We start from the raw sequence: 23,052 nt of genomic DNA on the forward strand, positions 1-23,052 counted from the left end.
TATCAAAATTAGTTTTTATAATCTAACCCATATTTAACAACTATGTCGAACTCCTTAGTGTCACTTTTTAAATAAACAATTTTGTCTATATTTGTTTTCATAAATTCTTTTTTTATTATATCACCAAATGACTCATTTAAGCCATATACTTCTATAACAGATTCATTAATATTTTCATTGGAATTTCCAACTTGTACATTTTGATCCTGAAACCCTTGATTTTGCGTTAACTCTGATTTTAAGTTTCCTGCAAGACCACTTATACCTGTTCCATTAATAATATTTACTTTAAGATTGGCTTTATCAAAATTTTTCACTTGTTCTACTGGTATATTATTTAATCTTGCAATTGCAATTTGGTTTTTCTCATCATAAGGTTTGAATACAAATGGATAAGTTACTCCATCCTGTATTTCTGGTGTATCTCCTTCTAAAGTAGCAAATTCGATATTTGATCTTCCAACTGAAGCCACTGCCACTCCATAATCCATTATATCATCTGCTGACATATTCGTTGCAATATGTTCTATAACAGTACTTAAAATACTAGGAATCTTTGGAACCATAAATAAGCTTGCTGCTTTTTCAGCTACAGCATTTAAAAGAATTCTTTGGTTCTCAATTCTTCCTAGGTCACCACCTGCATCTTTAGTTCCTACTGGAATACCATCATTGTTTTTTCTCCATCTAAAAAAGGTTTCTGCACCTTTACCATCTAAGTGGATAGTTTCTCCTGGTTGATAATCTATATGGTAATCTTGAAGATCATCATCATATTTCATTCTATATTGTGTTGTTACTGTTACGCCTCCAATAGCATCTATAACTGCATTAAAACCCTCATAATCAAGCATCACATAATAATTGATTTTTATTCCTAAAAGATCTTCCACTGTAGGAACCGTTAGCTTAGGTCCCCCTTTTTCATTTATTGAGTTAATTTTTACACTTTCTCCTTGATAATCAACAAGTGTATCTCTAGGAATAGACACTCCAAATATTTTCTTAGTTTGAGGATTGTAATTTACTACCATCATCGTATCAGTTCTTCTTAATGAAAAATCAGTAGTCTCTCCCTCAACATAATCTGCACCAAGTACTAGTATATTCACCTTATCAATTGCTCTTTTTACAGGTTCCACAGGCTTTATATCATTTATTGCGGCTATTTTATCTGATGTACTTATAACTGTAGCTGTAGATCTTATATATCCATATCCTGAAGCACCAATTACTATTAGTACCATAAGTAAAACCAATACAGAGTTTAATATTCTTCTGCCGGTAGAAATCCCCTTAACATCATCATTATTATTTGCCATTACTCTCGTGCTCCCTTTCGACTATTAATAATCTATTTCTCATTAATATAGAATTGGGATGTAGTAGTTGCTTTCTATCAACAACAAATTTGATAGTATTATCAATAGCTGCTATTAAGGCCTTATCTAAATCTTCATAAAAGGCTATTTTTCTTAATTCTTCTACACCCTTAAAGCTTCTGCCTGGTTCTATATAATCTGCAAGGTAAATTATTTTATCTAGAACAGACATATTTTCTCTTCCTATGGTGTGATATTTTGCCGCATCTAATATTTCTCTGTCTTCTATCTTGAAGGTATTCTCAGCAATTATTGCTGAAACCTCACTATGCAATAATCCAGTATTAATTTTCATAACCTCATCTATCACACAATTATTTTCTTCTAATATTTGAAACATTGTTTCCACAGATAAATTTTTAGCACAATCGTGTATTAATGCTGCAATTCTAGTTTTTCTTATATCAACATTATATATTTTAGCAAGCTTCTCTGCAGTCTCTACAACTCCCATAGTATGTATATATCGACTTTCTTTAACGTGATTCTTTAAAAAAGCTATAATCTCATTTTCCGTATACATAATATCACCTTAATAAAACTTATTTTCAATAATATATTTACCTATACCTTCTGGAAGAAGATAATTATATTCTTTATTATTCTTAATTCTATCCCTAATATCTGTTGAAGATATTTCAATCAAAGGTATATCTAAGTATATTATTTCTTTATTATATGTTTGTTCTATATAACTTTTGTATTTCTCTATATCTTTATTTGAAAAGCCACTTCTTTTAAAGACAACAAAAGTACAATTATCAAGTATCCTTTGAACATTCTTCCACTTATCTAAATATGCTAAACAATCAGCACCAGTGATAAAATACCACTTAACATTTTTATATTTCCCATTTAAGTATTCTAAAGTTTCATATGTATAACTCATACCATTTTTATTAATTTCATAATCACTTACCTCAAAATACGGCTGATTTTTTATAGCCTCTTTTATAATAGCATATCTTTCCTTGCCTGAGGTAATTTTTTTATCAGTTTTATGAGGAGGATTTCCTGAAGGCATAAATATAATCTTTTCTAGGTTTAATTTACATATAGCCTCATAAGCTATATGTATATGACCTAAATGTATCGGATCAAAAGTTCCACCTAAAATCCCTTGTCTCTTAAAATCCATCCTTCTTCCTCCCCTACTAAGTAATTATATCATAACTCTATCTTGGTATTTCTATTTTTGGTTTTTTAATACTTTTTCTATATAAAACAAATTTCTTTCCTATTGCCTGAATACCTTCACATTTAAGCTTTTCACAAATTAAATCACTAGCTTCTCTTGCTTCGAAATCGCTGTTATTTAATATTTTAATCTTTATAAGCTCTCTAGCTTCTAAAGCTTCATCTACTTGTATTAAGAAATTCTCCTCGATACCATTTTTGCCTATTTGAAATATTGGTTCTAAGTTATGAGCTAAACTTCTTAAGTAACTTCTTTGTTTTCCTGTAAGCATAGGTTCCTCCTAGAGTAAATATTCGAATTCAAAATCATTAAGTCTTACAACATCGCCATCTTTAATACCATGTTCTTTAAGATCATCCATTACGCCCTTGTTCTTAAGAACTTTATGGAAATATCTTAAAGAATGCGGTTCATTAACATTAACACTATACAATAATCTGTCTACAAAAGAACCTTCAACTATATAAACATCACAATCTTCATCTATAGCTTCTTTTCTTATAGTGTAAGTAAATTTCTTTTCCTCTGGAACATACATGTCTTCCTCTGAAATTTCTAAATCAGTAACAGGAATAGTACTTAGTATTCTTGCAGCTTCTTTCATTAAAGGATCAATACCCATACCAGTTCCAGCACTTATTTTAAAGACTTTATCATATCCCATCTCTTTAACTGCTTTTTCAAACTCTAAATATTTCTCTTCTTCATAAAGCATATCACTCTTATTGGCAGCTACTATTTGTGGTCTATCCCATAACTTAACACTATATTTCTTTAATTCTTCATTTATCTTTTTAAAATCCTCTATCGGATCTCTTCCTTCTATACCTGAGATGTCAACTACATGTATTAGAAGTCTAGTTCTTTCTATATGTCTTAAAAACTGAAGTCCAAGACCAACACCTTCAGAAGCACCTTCAATTATCCCTGGTATATCTGCCATTACAAATGGTTGTATCCCGTTTACACTTACTACACCAAGATTAGGCTTTATAGTTGTAAAATGATAGTTTGCTATCTTTGGTTTAGCCTTTGTAACTCTTGAAAGCAAAGTCGACTTTCCAACATTAGGGAATCCAAGAAGTCCTACGTCTGCTAGAAGTTTAAGTTCTAAATTAATCCATCTTTCTTCTCCTGGCATTCCTGGTTCTGCAAAATTTGGCGCTTGTCTAGTGGAGGTTGTAAAATGAACATTACCTTTTCCACCTTTTCCACCTCTTGCTACAACAAAAAAATCATCTGGATGAGATAAATCCGCCATGATTTTATCTGTTTCAACATCCTTAACAATAGTACCCATAGGAACTTTTACGATTAAATCATCGCCTTTTTTACCAAAGCACTTTGAGGTACCACCATTAACACCATTTTCAGCAATAAACTTCTTTGTATATTTAAAATCTAATAATGTAGTGATATTTGTATCTACTTTTATGATTACATTACCACCATTTCCGCCGTCGCCACCGTCTGGACCGCCTAATGGTACGTATTTTTCTCTTCTAAAAGAAATAGCACCATCACCACCGTTACCAGACTTAATGTATACCTTCGCTGTATCTATGAACATCTATTTCACCACTTTTCTTTTTTCTTATAAGTTTATTATATCCAATTTAGCTATCTAAAAAAATAAAAAGTCAAATACGTAAGATATTTTAAAAAAATATCTATAAATACTTTTCTATTATTAAAAAAGCACCCTTAAAGGGTGCTCCTAATTATTCTGCTAATACTTTTTCCACATCTGCAGGGTAAACACTAGCTCTTTTCTTATCTCTACCAACTCTTTCGTATCTTACGATTCCGTCGATTTTAGCGAAAAGAGTATCGTCTCCGCCTTTACCTACATTTGTTCCTGGGTGGATTTTTGTACCTCTTTGTCTAACTAGTATGTTACCAGCAAGAACAAATTGTCCATCAGCACATTTAGTACCTAATCTCTTAGATTCTGAATCTCTACCATTTTTTGAGCTACCTACTCCTTTTTTGTGAGCAAATAACTGAAGGTTCATTTTAAGCATAGTTGTTACACCTCCTCTATTATAAGGTTAATATATTCTTCATAGCTTGATTTCATCTGTTCAATTCCTAATTTCAAAGTCTCAAGAAGAAGTTGAGCCTTATCTTGATCAGAAGCTTCAGCGCTATCTATGCTTACAGCTAGATAACCATCATCCTTCGTATCACAAAGATTAGGAATCTTTAATATTTCATCAATACCATTATATATGGTTATAGCTAGTGCAGACACTGCCGCACAAACTATATCAGAACCAGGCTCACTATATTCGGCATGACCGTCTATAGAATAACTGACTAATCTTTCATTTTTTCTAAGAAACCTTACTTCAACCATAGCTATATGTATTAAGCTTCGATTTTTTCGATTTGAATCTTAGTGAAAGGTTGTCTGTGACCTTGTTTCTTTCTGTAGTCCTTTTTAGGTTTGTATTTTAATACTAAAACCTTTTTAGCTTTACCTTGAGCAACAACTTTTGCAGTAACTTTAGCACCTTCAACCATTGGTTTTCCGATAACTAGGCCACTTTCCTTGCCTACAGCTAAAACTGTGTCAAATTCAACAGTTGAACCTTCTTCAACATCTAATTTTTCAACGAAAAGAACGTCGCCTTCTTGAACTTTGTATTGTTTTCCACCAGTTTGTAATACAGCGTACATTAAAAACACCTCCTCAATCCAGTCTCGCCAATTAGGGTATATCACAAAAATATGATAATTTAGGAACCCCTTCTGCGCGGCCTACAAAAGCCATTGTAACATATTACGCAATCATTGTAAAGAATAATTTATTTTATTGGACAATTAATGACAAATTCATATGGACACTTATGGCTTTTTAATATATTTTATATTCCTGAAGATTTTTCCTTTGACTATCAAAAATAACAGGCTCTACCTTATAACTATTAAAGTTGTCAAGATATAATAAATATAGTAAACAATCATGTCCTTCAATAAAAGTAATAAATTCTGTAAGTTTCTTTTGAACTTCTGACTTATACTTTGAATCAATTGTTATTACAAATTCCTTAGTGATATGTTGACCTTTTAGCTTTATCAATTGGTTCTTGATAAGAAGCTTTAGATAATCCCACTTTAATCGTGCTCCTTCACCACCACAATGTTTGCAACTTTCCTCTAAAAAGCTTCCTATATCTTTGCCTCTTTTTTTTCTTGTAATTTGAACTAAGTTTACATCAGTAAAAGGATATATAGTAGTTTTGTTATTGTCCTTTTTAAAAGCTGCTTCCAGGATTTTGATTACTTCTGTTTTTTCTTTTTTGTCCTTCATATTTATAAAATCTATAACAATTATGCCACTTAAATTTCTAAGTATAATCTGTCTTGCAATTTCTTCTGCAGCTTCTAAATTAGTTTTAAAAGCAGTTTTACTTATAGCTACTTCCCCTGTACTTTTTCCCGAATTCACATCAATAGAATATAAAGCTTCTGTTTTTTCTATAATTATGTAACCTCCAGATTTTAACACTACCTTTTTATGTCTTAAAGCCAAAATTTCCTTTTCTATAGAATAGCAATCAAAAATCCCTCTAGACTCTTCATGCATAATAAGTTCTGCACTGCTATGAAGTTTTTCTATATTCTCCTTTACTAAATCATAATTTTTTATATCATCAACAATTATCCTCTTAGTACCATCATTGATATAATCTCTTAGAATTCTTCCAAGGGCTCCACCATCATCATAAATTAATTGAGGCTTCAATGAGTATTTCCCTTTAGCTATTATTTTATCAACTACTATATTCAACGCTTGAACTTCTTCTCTTATAATGTTTATATCAACATTTTCAGCACTACTTCTTACAGTGATCCCATAAGTTGACACATCTTTTAGCTGTTCCTTCACTTCATTAATAAACTTACTGTTAGATATTTTTCTTGAAATCTTCAAAGCTTTTTCCATAGGATTGACAACTACATAGGTCCCTGGAATAGTTATTAAACTAGTTACATTGGCACTTTTTAATTCTGTTGCTTCTCTAAGGACCTCTACTAAAAAATAATCGCCCTTTTTAAGGTCTCGATTGTTATCTAAATGCATAAAGGCATCCTTTGCTTTGCCTATGTCTATAAAAGCACCCTTAATTGCAGGAACTATATTTTTTACTATCCCCAAATATATTTGACCTGGTACTGCTTCTTCTGTTTCTTCCTCAATATAGCAGGCTAATAATTTTTCATGATCCTTTATTGCAATCCTTAAGTAAGGCTTATCTTTTTCTATAAATATTTCATTCACAATTTCACTTCCTTACGTAAACAACCACCATCTTTTGATGGTGGCAGAAATTTATTTTGAAAGTGCTTCTATAAGCGGCACTAATTTCTTATTCTTATATGCAAGCATATCAATTCTTTCAATATCTACGAAAGCATCAGTTTTAACATTAGTTGTATTTGCTTTAAGATATTTTGCTAGAAGATCTGGAGAAAGATTTGCTTTTGAACCACAAGAAAGCAATGCATCTATGTAAAGAATGTTGTTATCTATCTCATAGTCAAAGGATAAAACCATAGGTCTTATATCGACCATCTTATCCCCCTTCTTACTCTCCTTTAAAATCTCCCATTGTTGTTTTTTCAAAATTTCTTTAACTTCTTTACCCAAAAATTCTACATCATCATATCTAAGCTTTATTTTATAACTTGCTGCTTCAACTGCCGCCATAGCCTGCGGAACTTTTTTAACGTTTGGTATTTCTTCTATCGCTAAGGCATCTAGAAATCTTATTCCCATTGGAGCTGCTTCATTTAAACGATCTATAAGCTCATCACATTCTAAAGTTTCAACTAAAACCAAATCCATATACTCTCCACTAGAATATACGCCTACTGATAATGGCTGTGCTATTGATAAAGATAAATGAGGATTAAAACCCTTTGAATACTCAGCTGGAAGTTCTGCCCTTCTAACCATTCTACCAATAGTTCTCATTATATCAAGATGAGATATGAACTTTATACTACTATCTTTACTGAACTTTATTAAATAACGCATTTTCAAAGCACGCTCCTTCCATGAACTCACCTTTATTTACGCCACATCCAGTACATGAAATCCTACAATCATGGGTAAGTTCGGCTCTCTTAGCTCTTTCGTTTTCATTTTTCAAGAATGCTTTTGATACTCCAACATCAATAAAGTCCCAAGGTAATACTTCATCATACTCTCTGTTTCTTAGAGCATAAAAATCTGGATCTATATTGCATTCTTTAAAAGCTTCCATCCAAAGATCATATTTAAAATACTGAGCCCAACCATCAAGTTTGGCACCTTTTTCAAAGGCTTTTATAAGTACATCACAAACTCTTCTATCGCCTCTAGCCAATACCGCTTCCATATAACTTACGATAGTTTCATGCCAATTATAAACTATTGCCTTACTCTTAAATTCGCCTCTCAAAGCTGAAATCTTTTCTCTTACATTCTCGATATTTTCCATAGCTGTCCATTGGAATGGAGTAAATGGCTTTGGAACAAAAATAGAAGTACTTACAGTAACCTTAAGCCCCTTCTTACGTTCTTCTTTAGGAACTTTGTAATATTCTCCCACTACTTTTTCTGATACATGAGCTATTCCCTTTACATCATCAATGTTTTCATATGGAAGACCTATCATAAAATATAATTTTATAGTAGACCAGCCAGATTTAAAGGCACTAGATACCGAATCCATTAGATTTTCTTCAGTTACACCTTTATTTATAACATCTCTCATCCTTTGGCTTCCCGCCTCTGGAGCAAAAGTTAAGCCAGTTTTTCTTACCTTTTGTATCTCTTTAATTAAGTCTACAGAAAAAGAATCTATTCTTAAAGAAGGTAATGATATACCTACATTCTTGCCTTTATATTTCTTTATTAAGCTTTTAACTAAATTATCTACATCAGAATAATCACAAATACTTAATGAAGTTAATGAAATCTCATCATAACCAGTAGATTTTACAAGCTTTTCTGTAGTTTCTATAAGCTTTTCTGTAGTCTTTTCTCTTACAGGTCTATATATAACCCCAGCTTGACAGAACCTACAACCTCTTGTACAACCTCTCATAGTTTCAAGCATAATTCTATCATGAACTATTTCTGTATAAGGAACTATCAATTTATCTGGATAATCAACATTATTATAATCACTTATAACTAGACGTTTTACTTTTGCAGGTACATCCTCATAAAGAGGTTTAAATTCTTTAATCGTATTATCTTTATTATAAGTAACTTCATATAAACTAGGAACATAAGTTCCTTCTATATGAGAAGCTTCTCTTAAGAACTCCTTTTTGCTCTTTCCTTCAGCTTTGTACTTTTTATATAAATCTAATATTTTATTTAGATGTTCTTCACCTTCACCTAAAGAGAAAATGTCTGCTATGTCATAAAGTGGCTCTGAATTTGTAGAACAAGGACCTCCCATAAGCACTAAAGGATGGCTGTCATCTCTCTCAGAAGCTCTTAAAGGCACCTTTGCTAAATCAAGCATATTTAAAATATTTGTATAACTCATCTCATATTGAAGAGTAAAAGCTATAAAATCAAAGTTCGTTATAGGATCTTGTGTTTCTAAAGCAAATAATGGAATATTGTGCTTTCTCATTAAAGCTTCCATGTCTACCCATGGCGCATAAACTCTCTCGCAATATGTGTCTTCTCGTTTATTTAAAACATGATAAAGGATTTTTATACCTAGATGCGACATACCTACTTCATATAAATCTGGAAAGCAGAATGCAAATCTAATATCTACTTTATTTGTATCCTTAACCACTGAATTAAATTCTCCACCTATATATCTAGCTGGTTTTTCAACCTGAAATAGTATATCGTCGGAAATTTTATTCATACGTATTCCTCCTCTTAAGCTATTCAATTAATCATTTTATCACATTGAGTATAAATCCACAAATAAAATCCTATATAAGGCTTTTGGGGACATAATATAATACTATAATCCGCTATATACTGGGTTCTTTCTAGGAGTTCATTTCCTTTCCTCCACGGTCTTCACATATGTTCTTTTAAATTATAATATTCCTCAAGGGTTATATTTCCATATTCTTTCACTGCCTCTAAGAGTTCTTCTTCACATATATAATCTATAAGCTTCATATCATCATCTAGCACCCAAAGAATCATATGTTTATTCTTATCAATGCGTCCCATTGCACTTAAAATCGTCTGCTTATGATGAACAGAAAGACTTCTGTTTTCCAAAAATCCCTTCTTTAAAAACTTAACTCTTTTTTTCATTAAATCCCCCATAACCACATAAGCAATAGTCTTGTACTCTGAATAAGCTGTAAATATAAAAAATATGCCCATCATCACAAAATTTAAATTAACCCTTACATTAATTACCTCGTATATAAAGATGATAAAAAAAACTGTCCCAATAATTGCCCCCATAATAACAGAATAATAGGTTGCTTTTCTGTAAGTAAGCTTACATGAAAGGATGTCCCTAAATAGCCTACCTCCATCTAAAGGTAAAGCAGGTAAAAGGTTGAATATTGCTAAAACAAAATTCACCTCGGTAATTCTATACAGTATATCATAGTCGTAATTCTTGAATAGTACATAAAAAAGCACTGCTAATATAATATTTAGCACTGGTCCAGCTATAGAAATGATAATGTCCTCTTCTAAAGAAGCCTCTTCTAGCTCCTTTAAGTTTAGTCTTGTACCAAGTGGCGATACTTCTATATCGTAACCTTTAAACCCTAACACAAAAGCAGTATAGTAGTGAGCTAACTCATGAAGAAATATAAATATTACTGTCAATAGTAGCTGTATTTTAAACCCTAAAAGTACCATAAGCAATATGTAGGGTATGAAATACTTATTTATCTTAAGCAAAGTATCACCCCTTAACATTACTATGTATCATAAAAGTGATCTTATTTCATTCTTAAAATAATTATAATTATTCGTAAAATAGGATTCTATCTCTTGCCAATTAATACTGTTATAACGACTAATAAGATTCTCATATTCTAACTCGTGAGAAGAACAGTATTTTTGAGTATAGCTTTTTACTACATTAAATATAGGGGGTGATATATATGCAGTTCCAACATAAAAAGCCATGACAAAAAAAGTTATTCCCAGCTGAAAAATAAACCTATCTATTTTATTCTTACTTTTCTTTTCTTTTTCTCTTTTATAAATCTTTTCCGATATAGCAAGATCATTATAAGTTTCATCTTCGAAATCCTTGTCTATACAACCTCTCTCTATATATATTTTTTCACTTTCTTCATTTATATCATGTTTTGTATTTTTGCGTTTACTATCTTTATAGTTATAGTTTTCATAATCTTCTTGATTTTTTTTCTTATCATCTTCAATTTGCTTTTGCAGAGAATAATAATATTTTTCATATTCTTTTTGATAAGTATTCATATCACTATTGTTTTCCTCCATGGAAATAACTCTTAATTATTTATATGGAGAAACCTGTGATTTTATAAGTACAAAATTTCCATTTATTCAGTAATATAAATAAAACTATTGAAACTATGTGAAATCAAACCACTCTAATTCTAGAAAAATATTTTTTATTAGAACAATTTAAGTTCATATAAAATAAAAAACTTTTGATGATATAGGAATTTATCTCTATAATCATCAAAAGTTCCTTATTAGTAATTTAAATCTACGATCTAAAAATTTAACTTTTTCCTTCTCATTCCAACATTTAGAATCAATCCTAAGGATATAAAGTTTGTCAGAGTAGAACTACCACCATAACTCATAAATGGCAGTGTGATTCCTGTAATAGGCATTATTCCAACGCACATACCTGCATTTTGGAGAATTGAAAATACCCAACCTGAGGTAAACCCTATAACCATTATATTTCCGAATATGTCTTTTGAGTTTTTGGAGACCTTGATACATCTATAAATAAGAATAGCATAAAGAGTAAATAAAAATGCATACCCTACCAAGCCCCATTCCTCTCCAACTACAGCACTTATAAAGTCTGTATGAGCTTCTGGAATAAATCCACCACTTATCTGAGTTCCCTTTAAAAACCCTTTGCCTAATATTCCCCCAGAACCTATACCTATCAAGGACTGCCAAAGCTGATAACCGGACCCTAAAAGATCTGTCGTTGGATCTAATAAAGCTGTAATTCGCTTTTGTTGATAATCCTTAATTAATCCAGAATTCCAAATAATAATTATAGCTGCAAGTATAGACCCAAGCCCACCTAAAATAACTTTAATATCTAATCCAGCAATAAATACAATTCCTAAGGCAGTAAAAAATATAACCATAGTCATACCCATATCTGGCTGAATAACAATTAATCCTGTAGGGATAATTGTCAAAAATAAAATGATAAAAAAGTTTTTAGGATTGTTTATTTCCCCTTCCATATCATTTAGCTTTCTTGCCAAAAGAATTATAATAGCAATCTTTGCAAATTCTGCTGGTTGAATTGCTCTGTTACCTATCATAATCCAAGCATTAGCACCATTAGTTTCAGCTCCTAATACTTTATTTACAATAAGCATAACTATACTCATACCATAAATAATATAAGCAAAATTTCCAATGTAATTATAATCAAAAAGAAGAATTACATAAGTTACCGCAAGCCCAACTAAGAGCCATAAAAACTGTAACTTCGCATTGTCTCCGCCTGTGGAATAAGTGGCACTATATATGTTTATACAGCTAAATAGCATTATAACTACTGCTGTAAGAATTATTATCCAATCTAAATCTTTTAATAGCTTTTTGTCGATTTTAAAATTCTGAAGCATTGGGTTTTATACCTCCCTTTTGGATTCCCTATAAAATTATAACATAAAAAAAAACCATGTACATACATATGCCATAGTTTATACTTATTTTATATTTAATAATTAAAATTTATTACTCTTTTTATCGAACAAATAGCTCGTTTCAAAATAAGGACGCCTCAATTCGAGACATCCTCTTTCTTTTCTTATTTTAAGCCAAATTGAGATTTTGCAGTTAATTTATCTCCAGTAAATGATAAAGTAGCGTTTGTTCCACCTTTATTTGACCAATTGTACGTAAGATTTTCAATATCCATTATTTTCATTTGAGAAGTAAGCTCACCTTCTCCAAGTATAGCTGAAACTTGTGCATAAGTCATTCCTTCAGTTACTTGATTATATTTGTCTAAAGTAATATCTACATTATCTTTCTTTAGACCAACTTGCATTTTACTTGTTACTACATTGTTTTGAACTGTTGCAGTAATTGAAGTTAATAATCCATCACCATCCCAAGTATAAGTAACGCTCTTTATATCACCAATTTGTGATGAAGATGCTTCTTTTCCTGGTCCAAGTAAAGCATTAACATTATCAATGCTATCTCCCATTGCTATTTTCATAAAGTTATCATATGTAACTTTACTATCAGATTTTGGAGCTTCCTCTTTCTTTTTTGAATCATCAGCAGACGCTGATGTAGATTCTGCACTTCCATTAGTAGAAGATTGTCCTCCACAGCCAGTTGTTACTCCAGCGATTAATCCAACAACAACAAGAAGTGATAACCACCATTTCTTATAAATCTTTTTAGTATTTCCCATTAAATTCTCCTCCTTGCTTTTAAATACTTTCAAAGGATACTATAACATAATAATTTCTATATGTAAACCAAGTTACTTTTTGTTTAAATATTAATGTAAACGTTATTAATTCAAATATATTCAAAAGCTTTATGTGAAATTTTTAATCTATTTTTGGGATATCTGCTTAGAATTCATTGGTCCATAAGGCTTTATTGATATCTTACACCATTATAGGTTTTCTCATAAAACAAACATTCCTAAATAAATCCATTATTTCTTTAAATGCAAAAAGTTTATACTTTCTTTATATTTCAACTTCTTAAGGATACCACTTTTAGTAATCATTGTATTGATGTACCCTAGGATTGAGTATCTATATCTCCTATTTGAATATAATTGCTCATTTTTCTATAACTTGATAAATCTTTATCAAATTTCTTATCGTTTATTGAAACACTTACACTTCCTTCTTCACAATTTTCATCATCTACATTCATACTTAATGATTTTATTGAGAAACCAACATTATTAGAATCATCAACTACCTCAAGTTTTAATATAACTCCTCTATTTTTATCTACTAGAAGGTTAAATTTAGTTCCTTTCAATTTTTGAGAGTAGCTATCAGTTAATTCTCCAGATATATTAAAACATTCTATATTTAAATATGTGTCCACACCATTTATATTCCACTTAGTACTATCTTCTAACAAACCAAATGTAATACTTTGATTAAATAAAACCTCTTCTGCCATTCCCATAAAATTAGGGTCTTGCCTATAAGAATATATTTTATTACCGTCTTCAGCAATAGAGATTTTTTCTTTTAACTTTAATTTCTTGTTCTCTTCTTCATATTCTTTAGATATAGCTGTTGTCTCTGACTCTTTATAGGTTTTATCTTTGTTTATTATATGAATACACTTTCTATCCTTGAAGATATCCTCTATACTAAAATCATTAGTCTCGTCTGCACTTCTAATGTTAGTATAACTCTTACCAGACCTGTTATCTACTACGTATTCAACAAGTAGAGCAGGCGCTCCTTTTGAATAATATTCAAAATTACCAAATGCGTATTCAAATAAATCTATGCTATTTAACATTTTGTATTGTATAGTTTCCTTTTCATCCATTCCCGCTGGTATGCTATCTTCCAATTCTGATGATACACTATCATCAGAATCATTTAAGCTGCTTGTAACTTCCAATGTATTCGTCGTTGCAACAGCTTTTCTATATATACCGATGGCTCCAGCAATTGCAACTGAACAAATCAATAAAAACACTAACTTTCTTTTCATATTTCGTCTCCCTCTTAACACTTATATATTAATCTAATAGTATAAGCCCCTGTGTAATAATTTATCTGTCTTGAAGGTTCTAAGCCTATACCACACTAATATGGAATATCTTAAAACACACCTCCATAACTCCAACCAATTGATAATTACTTGGACAGTACTTCTTTCAACCTGAACTCTAGGCGTTCATTATCAACTTCAATAGCCATCGTCGCAAATGTACTACTACTACTACTACTACTACTACTACTACTACTACTACTACTACTACTAGCTGCTAGCATAACGGCATTAATATTTTGTTCATTTGCTTCACTTTATTTTGAAAACAATATTTATTTGTTCACATTATGAACTCATTAAAAATAATACATTGACTTCACCTTTATGTCAATAATTTCATTATTTTAAATATATTTTTTTATATAGCAATATTATTTTTTAATGTATTTAATTTAAACATTTCCCTATTACATTCAATATCAAACTATTTATCATTAAGACTATAATGGATAAATTCTTTAGAATGCACAAAAAAACAAAGAACTAAGATTTCTCTTAACTCCTTGTTTTCTTTACATTTTACAAAATAATTTATTAAAAGTTACGTATATTTTTTATTGGAATACTTGCAATTAAAGCTGGCGGGAAACCATCCATTTCCTCGGGCTTTGTTAACTTCACATCAGCTTCAGAATCATCTATCTCAACATATTTTGAAATAACTGCTAAAATATCATTCTTCATCATTTCAAGCATTTGTGGAGATAAATCTTGTCTATCATGTATTAAAATTAGCTTTAGTCTTTCCTTTGCAACATCTTTTGAAGAGGTTTTATTGGAAAAAAATTTTAACCAATCCACGTGACTTCCCCCTTAATTCTTTTTGAAAAATTTTTTTATTGCTGCAATAAAGCCTTTATCAGCAATGTCCATATTCATCATTGGAACTTCTAAACCAGTTATACGTTTTGCAATATTTCTAAAGGCTTTTCCTGATATACTAGCATCATCAAGTACTATAGGCTCACCTTTATTAGTTGAAATAGTTATTGATCTATCGTCTGGTACAACTCCTATCAATTTAACTGCAAGAATTTCTACAATGTCATTGATATCAAGCATATCTCCATTCTTAGTCATCTCACTATTTAACCTATTTACTATTAATTGATGGTCTGCAATTCCTTTGGCATCGAGTTTCCCGATAACTCTATCCGCATCTCTTACAGAAGTTACCTCAGGGTTAACCACGATTAACGCTCTATCTGCTGCTACTATAGCATTTTCAAACCCTTGCTCAATACCAGCAGGGCAATCTATTAACACATAGTCAAAATCTCTTTTAAGCTCTGTAACAAGTTCTAACATTTGATTTTGAGTTATATCATCCTTGTCCCTTGTTTGTGCTGTAGGAAGTAGAAATAAATTTTCAAAACGTTTATCCTTTATAAGCGCTTGCTTTAACTTACAATTTCCCTCAATTGCATCTACCAGAGTATATACTATTCTGTTTTCAAGTCCCATTAGTACATCCAGATTTCTTAATCCTGTATCTCCATCTACTACTACTACTCTTTTACCCATAGCTGCTAGAGCAGTTCCTATATTCGCAGTAGTAGTTGTCTTTCCTACTCCACCTTTTCCAGATGTTATTACTATTGCTTCTCCCATTGTCGCTGCCTCCATTAAATGAATTTATTCGGTATATATGGCTCCACTATTATGGAGTGTTCCTTAATCGTAGCTATCTCAGGATATTGTGGCTCATAATCTCCATCTGGTGATAAAGTAGCCAAATTTGCGATTTTTAAGATTTTAGGTTCTAGTTTATAAGCAGCAATTATTGCATTAGTATTGCCACTAACCCCTGCATAAAGATCGCCTTTCACGTGTCCCAAAACTATGATATTTCCATCAGCATATATCTCAGCTCCAGGATTTACATCCCCTATAATAACCAAATTTCCATGATAATTAATCACTTGCCCACTTCTAATAGTAGTAGTAATATACTTTGTTCTTCCTTCAAAAACCCCCTCAAAGGCTTTATTTTCTTCTTGTTCAAGCTCTTGGTAACTACAATCCTTTATGAAAAATTCATCGAATAGCAAATCTTTTAGTTTTCTTCTTTGCCTTTCAGTTATGTATTTAAGTTGAGTCGTAATTATTATAGACGCATCTTTATAAAAGGACTTTGCACCAGACATTTTATCCTTTAGACTATCCAAAACATCATCAAAATCCTTAAACTTGTTCATATCTACAATAATATTTAATACATCCTTGTTACCTTTTAAAACTATCCTATTCGAATTCATCTTTTCCTCCAAAAGCTAGTGAAATACTTCTATATGTGTCATATTCAACGTATTATAAGTTATTTCCTTCTTTTTATTATAACAAATTATTTAAATTAAAGTTATAATTATAATAAATTTTCTTACTAATATTTATTCCAGTATTTATTCCCCCCAAAAACCACATATATTTTTTATAATGCAAATCCATATTAATTTTCTTTTATCATATAAGAACATAAAAATATGCTCCCTTCATAGTAACAGTTTTATTATTTAAACCATCTACCATAATGGGAGCATATCGCCTAACTGGCTAGTACTATTTGTCTTTATTTTGCTACTGGAGTTGCTGTAGCTGCTGCTTGTGCTTCCTTTGCTTCTTTTCCTTTGAAATACGCATCCATAACTGCGGCATTAACTGGTGAGCAAACTCTTCCCCAATGTCCATCAAAGATTACTGTTACTACAACTATTTCTGGATCTTCTATTGGTGCATAAGTCATAAGCCAGGCAAAGGCATTTCTGTCAATTTTTAATTGATCCTCCCTAAAGGTTGCTGATCCTGTTTTACCACCAATCATCAATTGTTGCCCTTTATAAGTTAAATCTTTAAAATAAGGCGCTACACTCTCTTGTTTGTAAATCATATCCTTAGTACCTTCTTTTATAATGTCTACATACTCTTTATTCATATCAAATTTACTAATAACTTCTGGTTCTTGCTTGAAAACAACATTTCCATCTTCATCTATTATTTCATCCAATAAATGTGCTTTGAGTCTCGTTCCATCATTCCAGAAAGTAGCAAAAGAAGATGCTAATTGTAGCGGAGTTGCTACAGTATATCCTTGTCCGATAGATGCATTATATACATTATAGATTGAATGAGCAGCATTATAACCATCAAATCTTGCTACATCATAAATTACGCTTCTTGAAATAGTGTCTAAATCACCATAATTATCTAAAGTTGACTCCTTAAAGGTTACATTTTTATATCTTTCAGGGTCATTTTTAATAACCTCTTTTAATAGCTTGTTTATTTCATCAGGTTTGTTATATTCAGAACCATGAAGGACAATTTGTCTTATATAATCCTTAACAGCTTTTTTAGCATTGTGGAGTTCTAATGAATCCGTTGCTTCTCCATCATTTCCAGTATGATAGTACAAATCTATCGGCTGAAAAGTATAACTATTAGTTATCATTTTAGTTTTAGCATTGATTCTATTAAATACTCCGTTTTTTAATGCGCTCATTATAGTATCTAAGGTACTATAATAAACGCTGTTTTCTAAATCTGTACTATTGAAAACATTACCTGTTACTTCTGGAATTTCAATTCCTGTTTCTGGGCGCCCATTAGGATTATTTGGATCAGCTCCTAAGCCTAGGTTCCAACTATACTTTGCAATAACATCTAAAGGACTTCTAATTCCCAAACTATTTCTAGCAGCCTCATCTTCGTACTTTTTAAATAACCATTGTCCTGTCTGCATAAAGAACGGGTTAGAAGATACTTGTAGAGCTTTTCTTAAATTAACAATTCCATTACTACCTTCATCTTTAAATTCAGTAGAAAAATCATCATCATCCTCAAATACACCTAGGTCATTTACTGTTGTGCTTCCTGTTATAACTCCTTCATGTAATCCAACATACCCAGTAAACACCTTAAAGGTAGAACCCGTTGGTTGCAAAGATTGTGTTGCATAATTAAGCATTTTCTTTGGAAGAAAATCATAAAAATCTTCTCTTTCTCCACTTTCATTGACAGGGAAAATCTTGTCAATCTTTTCTTGACTCCAACCATTAGCTTTTCCATAAGCCTCATAATCACTCTTATAATATTCATTATATTTCTCATTAGACAAGTTTCCTGTGGCAAAATCATTTGGATTAAAGTTTGGCAAACTAGCCATCGACACAACTGCACCGGTTTTTATATTCATGGCTACAGTAGCTCCTCTTGTAGCATTTCCTGAACCAAGCTCATTAACCTGCTTTGGTTCTCGTAAAAATTCCATAGTTTTTTGTAGACTTTCCTCTGCCTTTTTTTGGACCTCTAAATCTAAGGTTAGCTTTACAGTTTTCCCTGCTACTGGTTCTAAGGTTGCTATCGTTGAAAGTGGTACTCCACTACTATTTACTTCTACCACATTGGCTCCTTTAGTACCTCTAAGTTCTTTTTCAAAGGCACTTTCTATTCCGGATCCTCCAATTAAATCAGTACTTAGGTTATATCCTCTTTCCTCATATTTTTTATCAGTTATCTTTGACATATAACCTAGGATGCTTGATGCAGTATTGTTATTTGGATAAATTCTCTTCTGTCTTATTTCCACGGAAATACCCGGTAATTCTACAGCCTTTTGTTGTAATAAAAATTGTGTTTCTCTATCTAGATTTGAAGCTATTACCGTTACGTTATTTCCTAAGAAAGCTTGTATTTTTATTCTGTTTTTTATCATCACTAGCTTTCTTTGTGTTTCTAAATCATATACCGCAGGAACTTCATAAAAATCCACTAAGTAATTAAAAGTATCCTCAGCAGTTTTAGTCTCCAACATTGCATCTACTTCTTTTTGTTCTTCTTCTTTTAATTTGCCATAAGCCAATCCATTATAGTTCTCTTCTGCTAATCTATCATTAAACCCAAAATCCTTTTTAAATCTCATTTCTGAAGCTTTTCTTCCTTTTTCATCAACAGAATTGAATTCGAAAACAAAAGGATTTATCTTTAGAGGCATGTCCTCATCTAATTTAGCATTGTACTTATTAGGTTCTGCAGCATTTTTACTTTGCTGACTCTCTAAAAGCTTAAAAACTTTTATCATTGTATCATTAAAAGTCTTTTGGTTTTCCTTGCTATCTGTGTAAACCAAATTGTAGGTTTGTTCGCTGGTAGCTAGGGTATTTCCATTAACATCTAAGATATCTCCCCTAGCAACAGAAACTTCCGTAACTCTATGAGATTTATTGTTAGCATATTCAACATAATAATCATGAGCTATAACCTGTAAGTAGAAAGCCCTTGCAATTACTCCCAAAAGTATAAGTATACTTATAAATACTAAAACCATATGTCTTGTTATTTTATCCCTAAGACGTTTCTTTTCTTTTTCCATTACTTTATCCCAACCTTTTCTACTAAAATATCTATATAATAAACAATCTTAATTTTCTATCTATTTACTTTTTTATTTTTAAGAGAACTACTTATATTATTATATAACCATAAGCTATTTACAATAGTTTATGATATATTTGTTATTGCCAATTTTCTTATATATATCCAACCCAAAATCTCCAGTTACTGAAAAATCTAACTACAACATTTAAATCCTTAATCCCAATAATCCAACTTTAAATTTAAATCTATTTAGCAACTACACAAAGGTTTTTCTCTATAAAATAACCGTACATAAATATAAATAAATGTACGGTTAATAATTTTTCTTTTTATAAGAATCGAAATAAGCCCTCATTACAGCTGCGTTTACTGGTGAAGTCAATCTTCCCCAATGTCCATCAAAAATCACAGTTACTACTACAATTTCTGGATCATCGAAAGGAGCAAAAGTCATTAACCAAGCAAAAGCATTTCTTCCAAAGTCTGTTTGGTCATTTCTAAAGGTTGCAGAACCTGTCTTTCCACCTACAACTACAGGCAAGTTATTAAAGTAACCTGAAACCAAATACTGATTATTTATCATTTCATAGTTACCCTTTTTAATTACTTCAAGATAATCCTTATTCATCGGATATGTGCTTATAACCTCTGGTTCTTGTTTAAAGACCACTGTACCATCTTGATCTTGTATTTCATCAAGTAAATGAACCTTTAGCCTTGTACCTCCATTATAAAAGGTAGCAAAGGCTGATGCTAATTGCAGAGGAGTAACTTGAGTATAACCTTGACCTATAGATGCATTGTAAACATTATATGGTGCATTAACAGCGCTATATCCATCATGAAGAGCCACATCAATTATAACGTTGTTTACTATAGTGTCAATATCACCAAGAATCTTTCCATCTTCGGAAGTTTCACTAAAGGTTACTCCATTATATCGTGCTTTATCCTCATCTATCATTCTCTGAATCAACTCTCTAAGCTCTTTTGGATCACTGTAACCTTTTACAACTATTTCTTTAATATAATCCTTGATTGCCTTTTTATAGTTATAAAGCTGTGTTGAATCATTGTCTCTATAATATAAATCAATAGGTTTAAAGTTATAAGCAAACTTTTCCTTAGATACATAATCCTCTCTTATGTAATGTCCCTCTGCTAGTGCTTTCATAATAGTATCTAAATTGCTTAAATAGATGCTATTACTTATAGTATCGCTACTAAAGACCTTACTACTTATTTCTGGAATTTCAACTCCAGTATTAGGATACCCCTTTTTATCATTAGGATCTGCTCCCAAACCAAAATTCCAACTATACTTAGCAATAAAATCCAGAGGCTTTTCTATACCAAGACGTTCTCTATGTTCAGCCCTATGAAATTTATAATACAATAACCTAGCCGTATCCATAAAATATGGATTTGAAGAAACCTTAAGGGCTTTAGTTAAATTTACAGAACCATTTTTCATTTCGTCATGAAATTTAGTAAGGAATCCATTTCCATCATCATAAAATCCTTGATCGTTATAAGTAGTTCTAGGTGTTATAATTCCTTCATTCAAACCCATGTAACCAGTAAAAACCTTAAAGGTAGAACCCGGTGGTGCCAAAGATTGAGTTGCATAGTTTAACATAGGTTTTGGAAGATAATCATAAAAATCTTCTCTAACACCTTGAATATTCTTAGGAAAAATCTTATCGATTTTCTCTTGGCTCCATCCCATTGCTTTTCCATAAGCTTCGTAGTCTGTACCATAGTACTTATTCCATTTTTCCGCTGAAAGTCCACCTACCTCAATAAAATCATTTGGATCAAAACCTGGCAGACTTGCCATAGCAACCACTGCACCAGTTTTTATATTTAAAGCAACACAAGCTCCCCTTGTAGCATTTCCTGAGCCATGGATTTCATCTTTACTCTGAAGATCCTTCATAGTATCATTTAAGGCTTTTTCTGCTACAGCCTGAACATCCATATCAATTGTAAGCTTTATATTCTTACCTGGATACGGTTCTAAGGACGCTACTTCATTTACATTAGTTCCCGATCTAATTTCATTTATCCTAAAGCCTTTAGTACCCTTCAACTGACTCTCAAAGGCCTTTTCGATGCCATCAACGCCTATATAATCAACACTCAAATCGTATCCTTTTTCCTCATATCTTTTATCATCTACTTTAGATAGATATCCAATGATAGAAGAAGCTGATTCACCATATGGATAAATTCGCCTCTTCATGCTTTCAACAAAGATCCCTGGCATATCTCTAAGTTTTTGTTTAAAAAGAAAGGCTGTATCCTTATCCATTTCTGAAACTATCGTTATTGTTTTATTACCATTAAAAGATTGAAATTTAACTTTGTTATACACAACTATTAAATCTCTAGTGGTTTCTAAATCATAGATTTGTGGAAGTTTATAAATTGCTATTAGATATTTAAATGTGTCCTCAGCACTATAAGCTAAGGATAATTTATCGATCTTCTCTTTTTCACTAGAATTAAGATTATTATATTCCTTATTTAAAGTTTTCTTTGCAAAGAAATCTCCAAGACCGATATTGTTCTTAAAGATAAGCTCTAATTGACTTTTTCCCACGTCATCTACAGCATTAAATTCAAACCTAAAAGGATAAATCTTTAAAGGCAAGTCATCATCAATAAGCGACTTATATAGGCTTGCTTCTTGAAAATTACCCGATGAAATTTCTCGCATATTTACTTCCATATTCAAATCATTTTCTTCTGAGATTATTGAATATCTATTTTTTAAGATCTTTAAAACTTCTACAATGGTATTAGTAAAAACTTTTTTACTTTCTGCTGTTTCACTATACATTAAAGCATAGCTCCGTTCATTTCCAGCTAAAACTTTATTCTTTGCATCTACTATTTCTCCTCTTGGTGATGAAACTTCTATTACACGCCTTGCCTTACTTTTAGCACTAGCACTATAATAGTCGTGATTTACAACTTGCAAGAAGAAAGCTTTGGCAAAAATCACAAGCAAAATTAAAAAGGAAATTAGCATCAATATCCAATGCCTAGATATTCTTTTTTTTAGTTCTTCATCAGAATCCACATCTTTTTGTATAGTTATATTTTTCAACAGTCCATCT

General features: G+C 31.3%; 22 protein-coding genes. All 22 read right to left on the minus strand.

The window, feature by feature from the left end:
* Positions 1-8: 8 nt before the first annotated feature.
* Complete coding sequence (locus CLOCEL_RS13725) at positions 9-1,322, minus strand: LCP family protein (protein WP_010076632.1); 1,314 nt, start codon at positions 1,320-1,322, stop codon at positions 9-11.
* Positions 1,312-1,905: a bis(5'-nucleosyl)-tetraphosphatase (symmetrical) YqeK gene (gene yqeK, locus CLOCEL_RS13730; RefSeq protein ID WP_010076633.1), complete on the minus strand. Its 594-nt coding sequence runs from the start codon at positions 1,903-1,905 to the stop codon at positions 1,312-1,314. Before yqeK ends, CLOCEL_RS13725 begins: the two co-directional genes overlap by 11 nt.
* A 9-nt stretch (positions 1,906-1,914) precedes the next feature.
* A complete protein-coding gene (gene nadD / locus CLOCEL_RS13735; RefSeq protein ID WP_010076634.1) occupies positions 1,915-2,520 on the minus strand; it encodes a nicotinate-nucleotide adenylyltransferase in 606 nt (201 codons plus the stop codon).
* A 37-nt stretch (positions 2,521-2,557) separates the two neighbouring features.
* Positions 2,558-2,851 carry a ribosome assembly RNA-binding protein YhbY gene (gene yhbY, locus CLOCEL_RS13740; protein ID WP_010076635.1) on the minus strand — a complete coding sequence of 98 codons (294 nt, stop codon included), beginning with the start codon at positions 2,849-2,851 and terminating at the stop codon, positions 2,558-2,560.
* 9 nt (positions 2,852-2,860) lie between these two features.
* Positions 2,861-4,150 (minus strand): GTPase ObgE, encoded by a 1,290-nt coding sequence (obgE, locus tag CLOCEL_RS13745; RefSeq protein WP_010076636.1) that lies wholly within the window; start codon positions 4,148-4,150, stop codon positions 2,861-2,863.
* Positions 4,151-4,301: 151 nt separating this feature from the next.
* Complete coding sequence (gene rpmA, locus CLOCEL_RS13750) at positions 4,302-4,604, minus strand: 50S ribosomal protein L27 (RefSeq protein WP_010076637.1); 303 nt, start codon at positions 4,602-4,604, stop codon at positions 4,302-4,304.
* Positions 4,605-4,609: 5 nt separating this feature from the next.
* Positions 4,610-4,939 (minus strand): ribosomal-processing cysteine protease Prp, encoded by a 330-nt coding sequence (locus CLOCEL_RS13755; RefSeq protein WP_010076638.1) that lies wholly within the window; start codon positions 4,937-4,939, stop codon positions 4,610-4,612.
* Between the two features lie 11 nt (positions 4,940-4,950).
* Positions 4,951-5,262, minus strand: a complete 312-nt coding sequence (rplU, locus tag CLOCEL_RS13760; protein WP_010076639.1) for a 50S ribosomal protein L21 — start codon at positions 5,260-5,262, stop codon at positions 4,951-4,953.
* A gap of 178 nt (positions 5,263-5,440) precedes the next feature.
* Positions 5,441-6,868 (minus strand): ribonuclease E/G, encoded by a 1,428-nt coding sequence (locus CLOCEL_RS13765; RefSeq protein WP_010076640.1) that lies wholly within the window; start codon positions 6,866-6,868, stop codon positions 5,441-5,443.
* Between the two features lie 51 nt (positions 6,869-6,919).
* Positions 6,920-7,627 carry a TIGR03936 family radical SAM-associated protein gene (locus tag CLOCEL_RS13770; RefSeq protein ID WP_010076641.1) on the minus strand — a complete coding sequence of 236 codons (708 nt, stop codon included), beginning with the start codon at positions 7,625-7,627 and terminating at the stop codon, positions 6,920-6,922.
* A complete protein-coding gene (locus CLOCEL_RS13775) occupies positions 7,602-9,470 on the minus strand; it encodes a TIGR03960 family B12-binding radical SAM protein (RefSeq protein WP_010076642.1) in 1,869 nt (622 codons plus the stop codon). The genes CLOCEL_RS13770 and CLOCEL_RS13775 overlap by 26 nt, the downstream gene beginning before the upstream one ends.
* A gap of 161 nt (positions 9,471-9,631) precedes the next feature.
* Positions 9,632-10,483: a M50 family metallopeptidase gene (locus tag CLOCEL_RS13780; protein WP_010076643.1), complete on the minus strand. Its 852-nt coding sequence runs from the start codon at positions 10,481-10,483 to the stop codon at positions 9,632-9,634.
* Positions 10,484-10,510: 27 nt separating this feature from the next.
* Positions 10,511-11,050: a hypothetical protein gene (locus CLOCEL_RS13785; RefSeq protein ID WP_010076644.1), complete on the minus strand. Its 540-nt coding sequence runs from the start codon at positions 11,048-11,050 to the stop codon at positions 10,511-10,513.
* A 239-nt stretch (positions 11,051-11,289) separates the two neighbouring features.
* Entirely contained in the window at positions 11,290-12,402 is a 1,113-nt protein-coding gene (gene rodA, locus CLOCEL_RS13790) for a rod shape-determining protein RodA (RefSeq protein ID WP_010076645.1), read from the minus strand.
* 185 nt (positions 12,403-12,587) lie between these two features.
* Positions 12,588-13,205: a BLIP family protein gene (locus tag CLOCEL_RS13795; RefSeq protein ID WP_010076646.1), complete on the minus strand. Its 618-nt coding sequence runs from the start codon at positions 13,203-13,205 to the stop codon at positions 12,588-12,590.
* Between the two features lie 341 nt (positions 13,206-13,546).
* Entirely contained in the window at positions 13,547-14,491 is a 945-nt protein-coding gene (locus CLOCEL_RS13800) for a hypothetical protein (RefSeq protein ID WP_013291793.1), read from the minus strand.
* Positions 14,492-14,637: 146 nt separating this feature from the next.
* Positions 14,638-14,775 (minus strand): hypothetical protein, encoded by a 138-nt coding sequence (locus CLOCEL_RS22850; RefSeq protein ID WP_157629743.1) that lies wholly within the window; start codon positions 14,773-14,775, stop codon positions 14,638-14,640.
* A gap of 313 nt (positions 14,776-15,088) precedes the next feature.
* On the minus strand, positions 15,089-15,355 hold the full coding sequence (gene minE, locus CLOCEL_RS13805; RefSeq protein WP_010076649.1) for a cell division topological specificity factor MinE: 267 nt from the start codon (positions 15,353-15,355) through the stop codon (positions 15,089-15,091).
* A 12-nt stretch (positions 15,356-15,367) separates the two neighbouring features.
* Positions 15,368-16,165 carry a septum site-determining protein MinD gene (minD, locus tag CLOCEL_RS13810; RefSeq protein WP_010076650.1) on the minus strand — a complete coding sequence of 266 codons (798 nt, stop codon included), beginning with the start codon at positions 16,163-16,165 and terminating at the stop codon, positions 15,368-15,370.
* Positions 16,166-16,179: 14 nt separating this feature from the next.
* Entirely contained in the window at positions 16,180-16,812 is a 633-nt protein-coding gene (minC, locus tag CLOCEL_RS13815) for a septum site-determining protein MinC (RefSeq protein WP_010076651.1), read from the minus strand.
* A gap of 311 nt (positions 16,813-17,123) precedes the next feature.
* Positions 17,124-19,922 carry a penicillin-binding transpeptidase domain-containing protein gene (locus tag CLOCEL_RS13820; protein WP_010076652.1) on the minus strand — a complete coding sequence of 933 codons (2,799 nt, stop codon included), beginning with the start codon at positions 19,920-19,922 and terminating at the stop codon, positions 17,124-17,126.
* A gap of 318 nt (positions 19,923-20,240) precedes the next feature.
* Positions 20,241-23,042 (minus strand): penicillin-binding transpeptidase domain-containing protein, encoded by a 2,802-nt coding sequence (locus tag CLOCEL_RS13825; protein WP_010076653.1) that lies wholly within the window; start codon positions 23,040-23,042, stop codon positions 20,241-20,243.
* Between the last annotated feature and the right edge of the window lie 10 nt (positions 23,043-23,052).

Source organism: Clostridium cellulovorans 743B (genome assembly GCF_000145275.1).
In the GTDB taxonomy this organism is placed as follows: domain Bacteria; phylum Bacillota; class Clostridia; order Clostridiales; family Clostridiaceae; genus Clostridium_K; species Clostridium_K cellulovorans.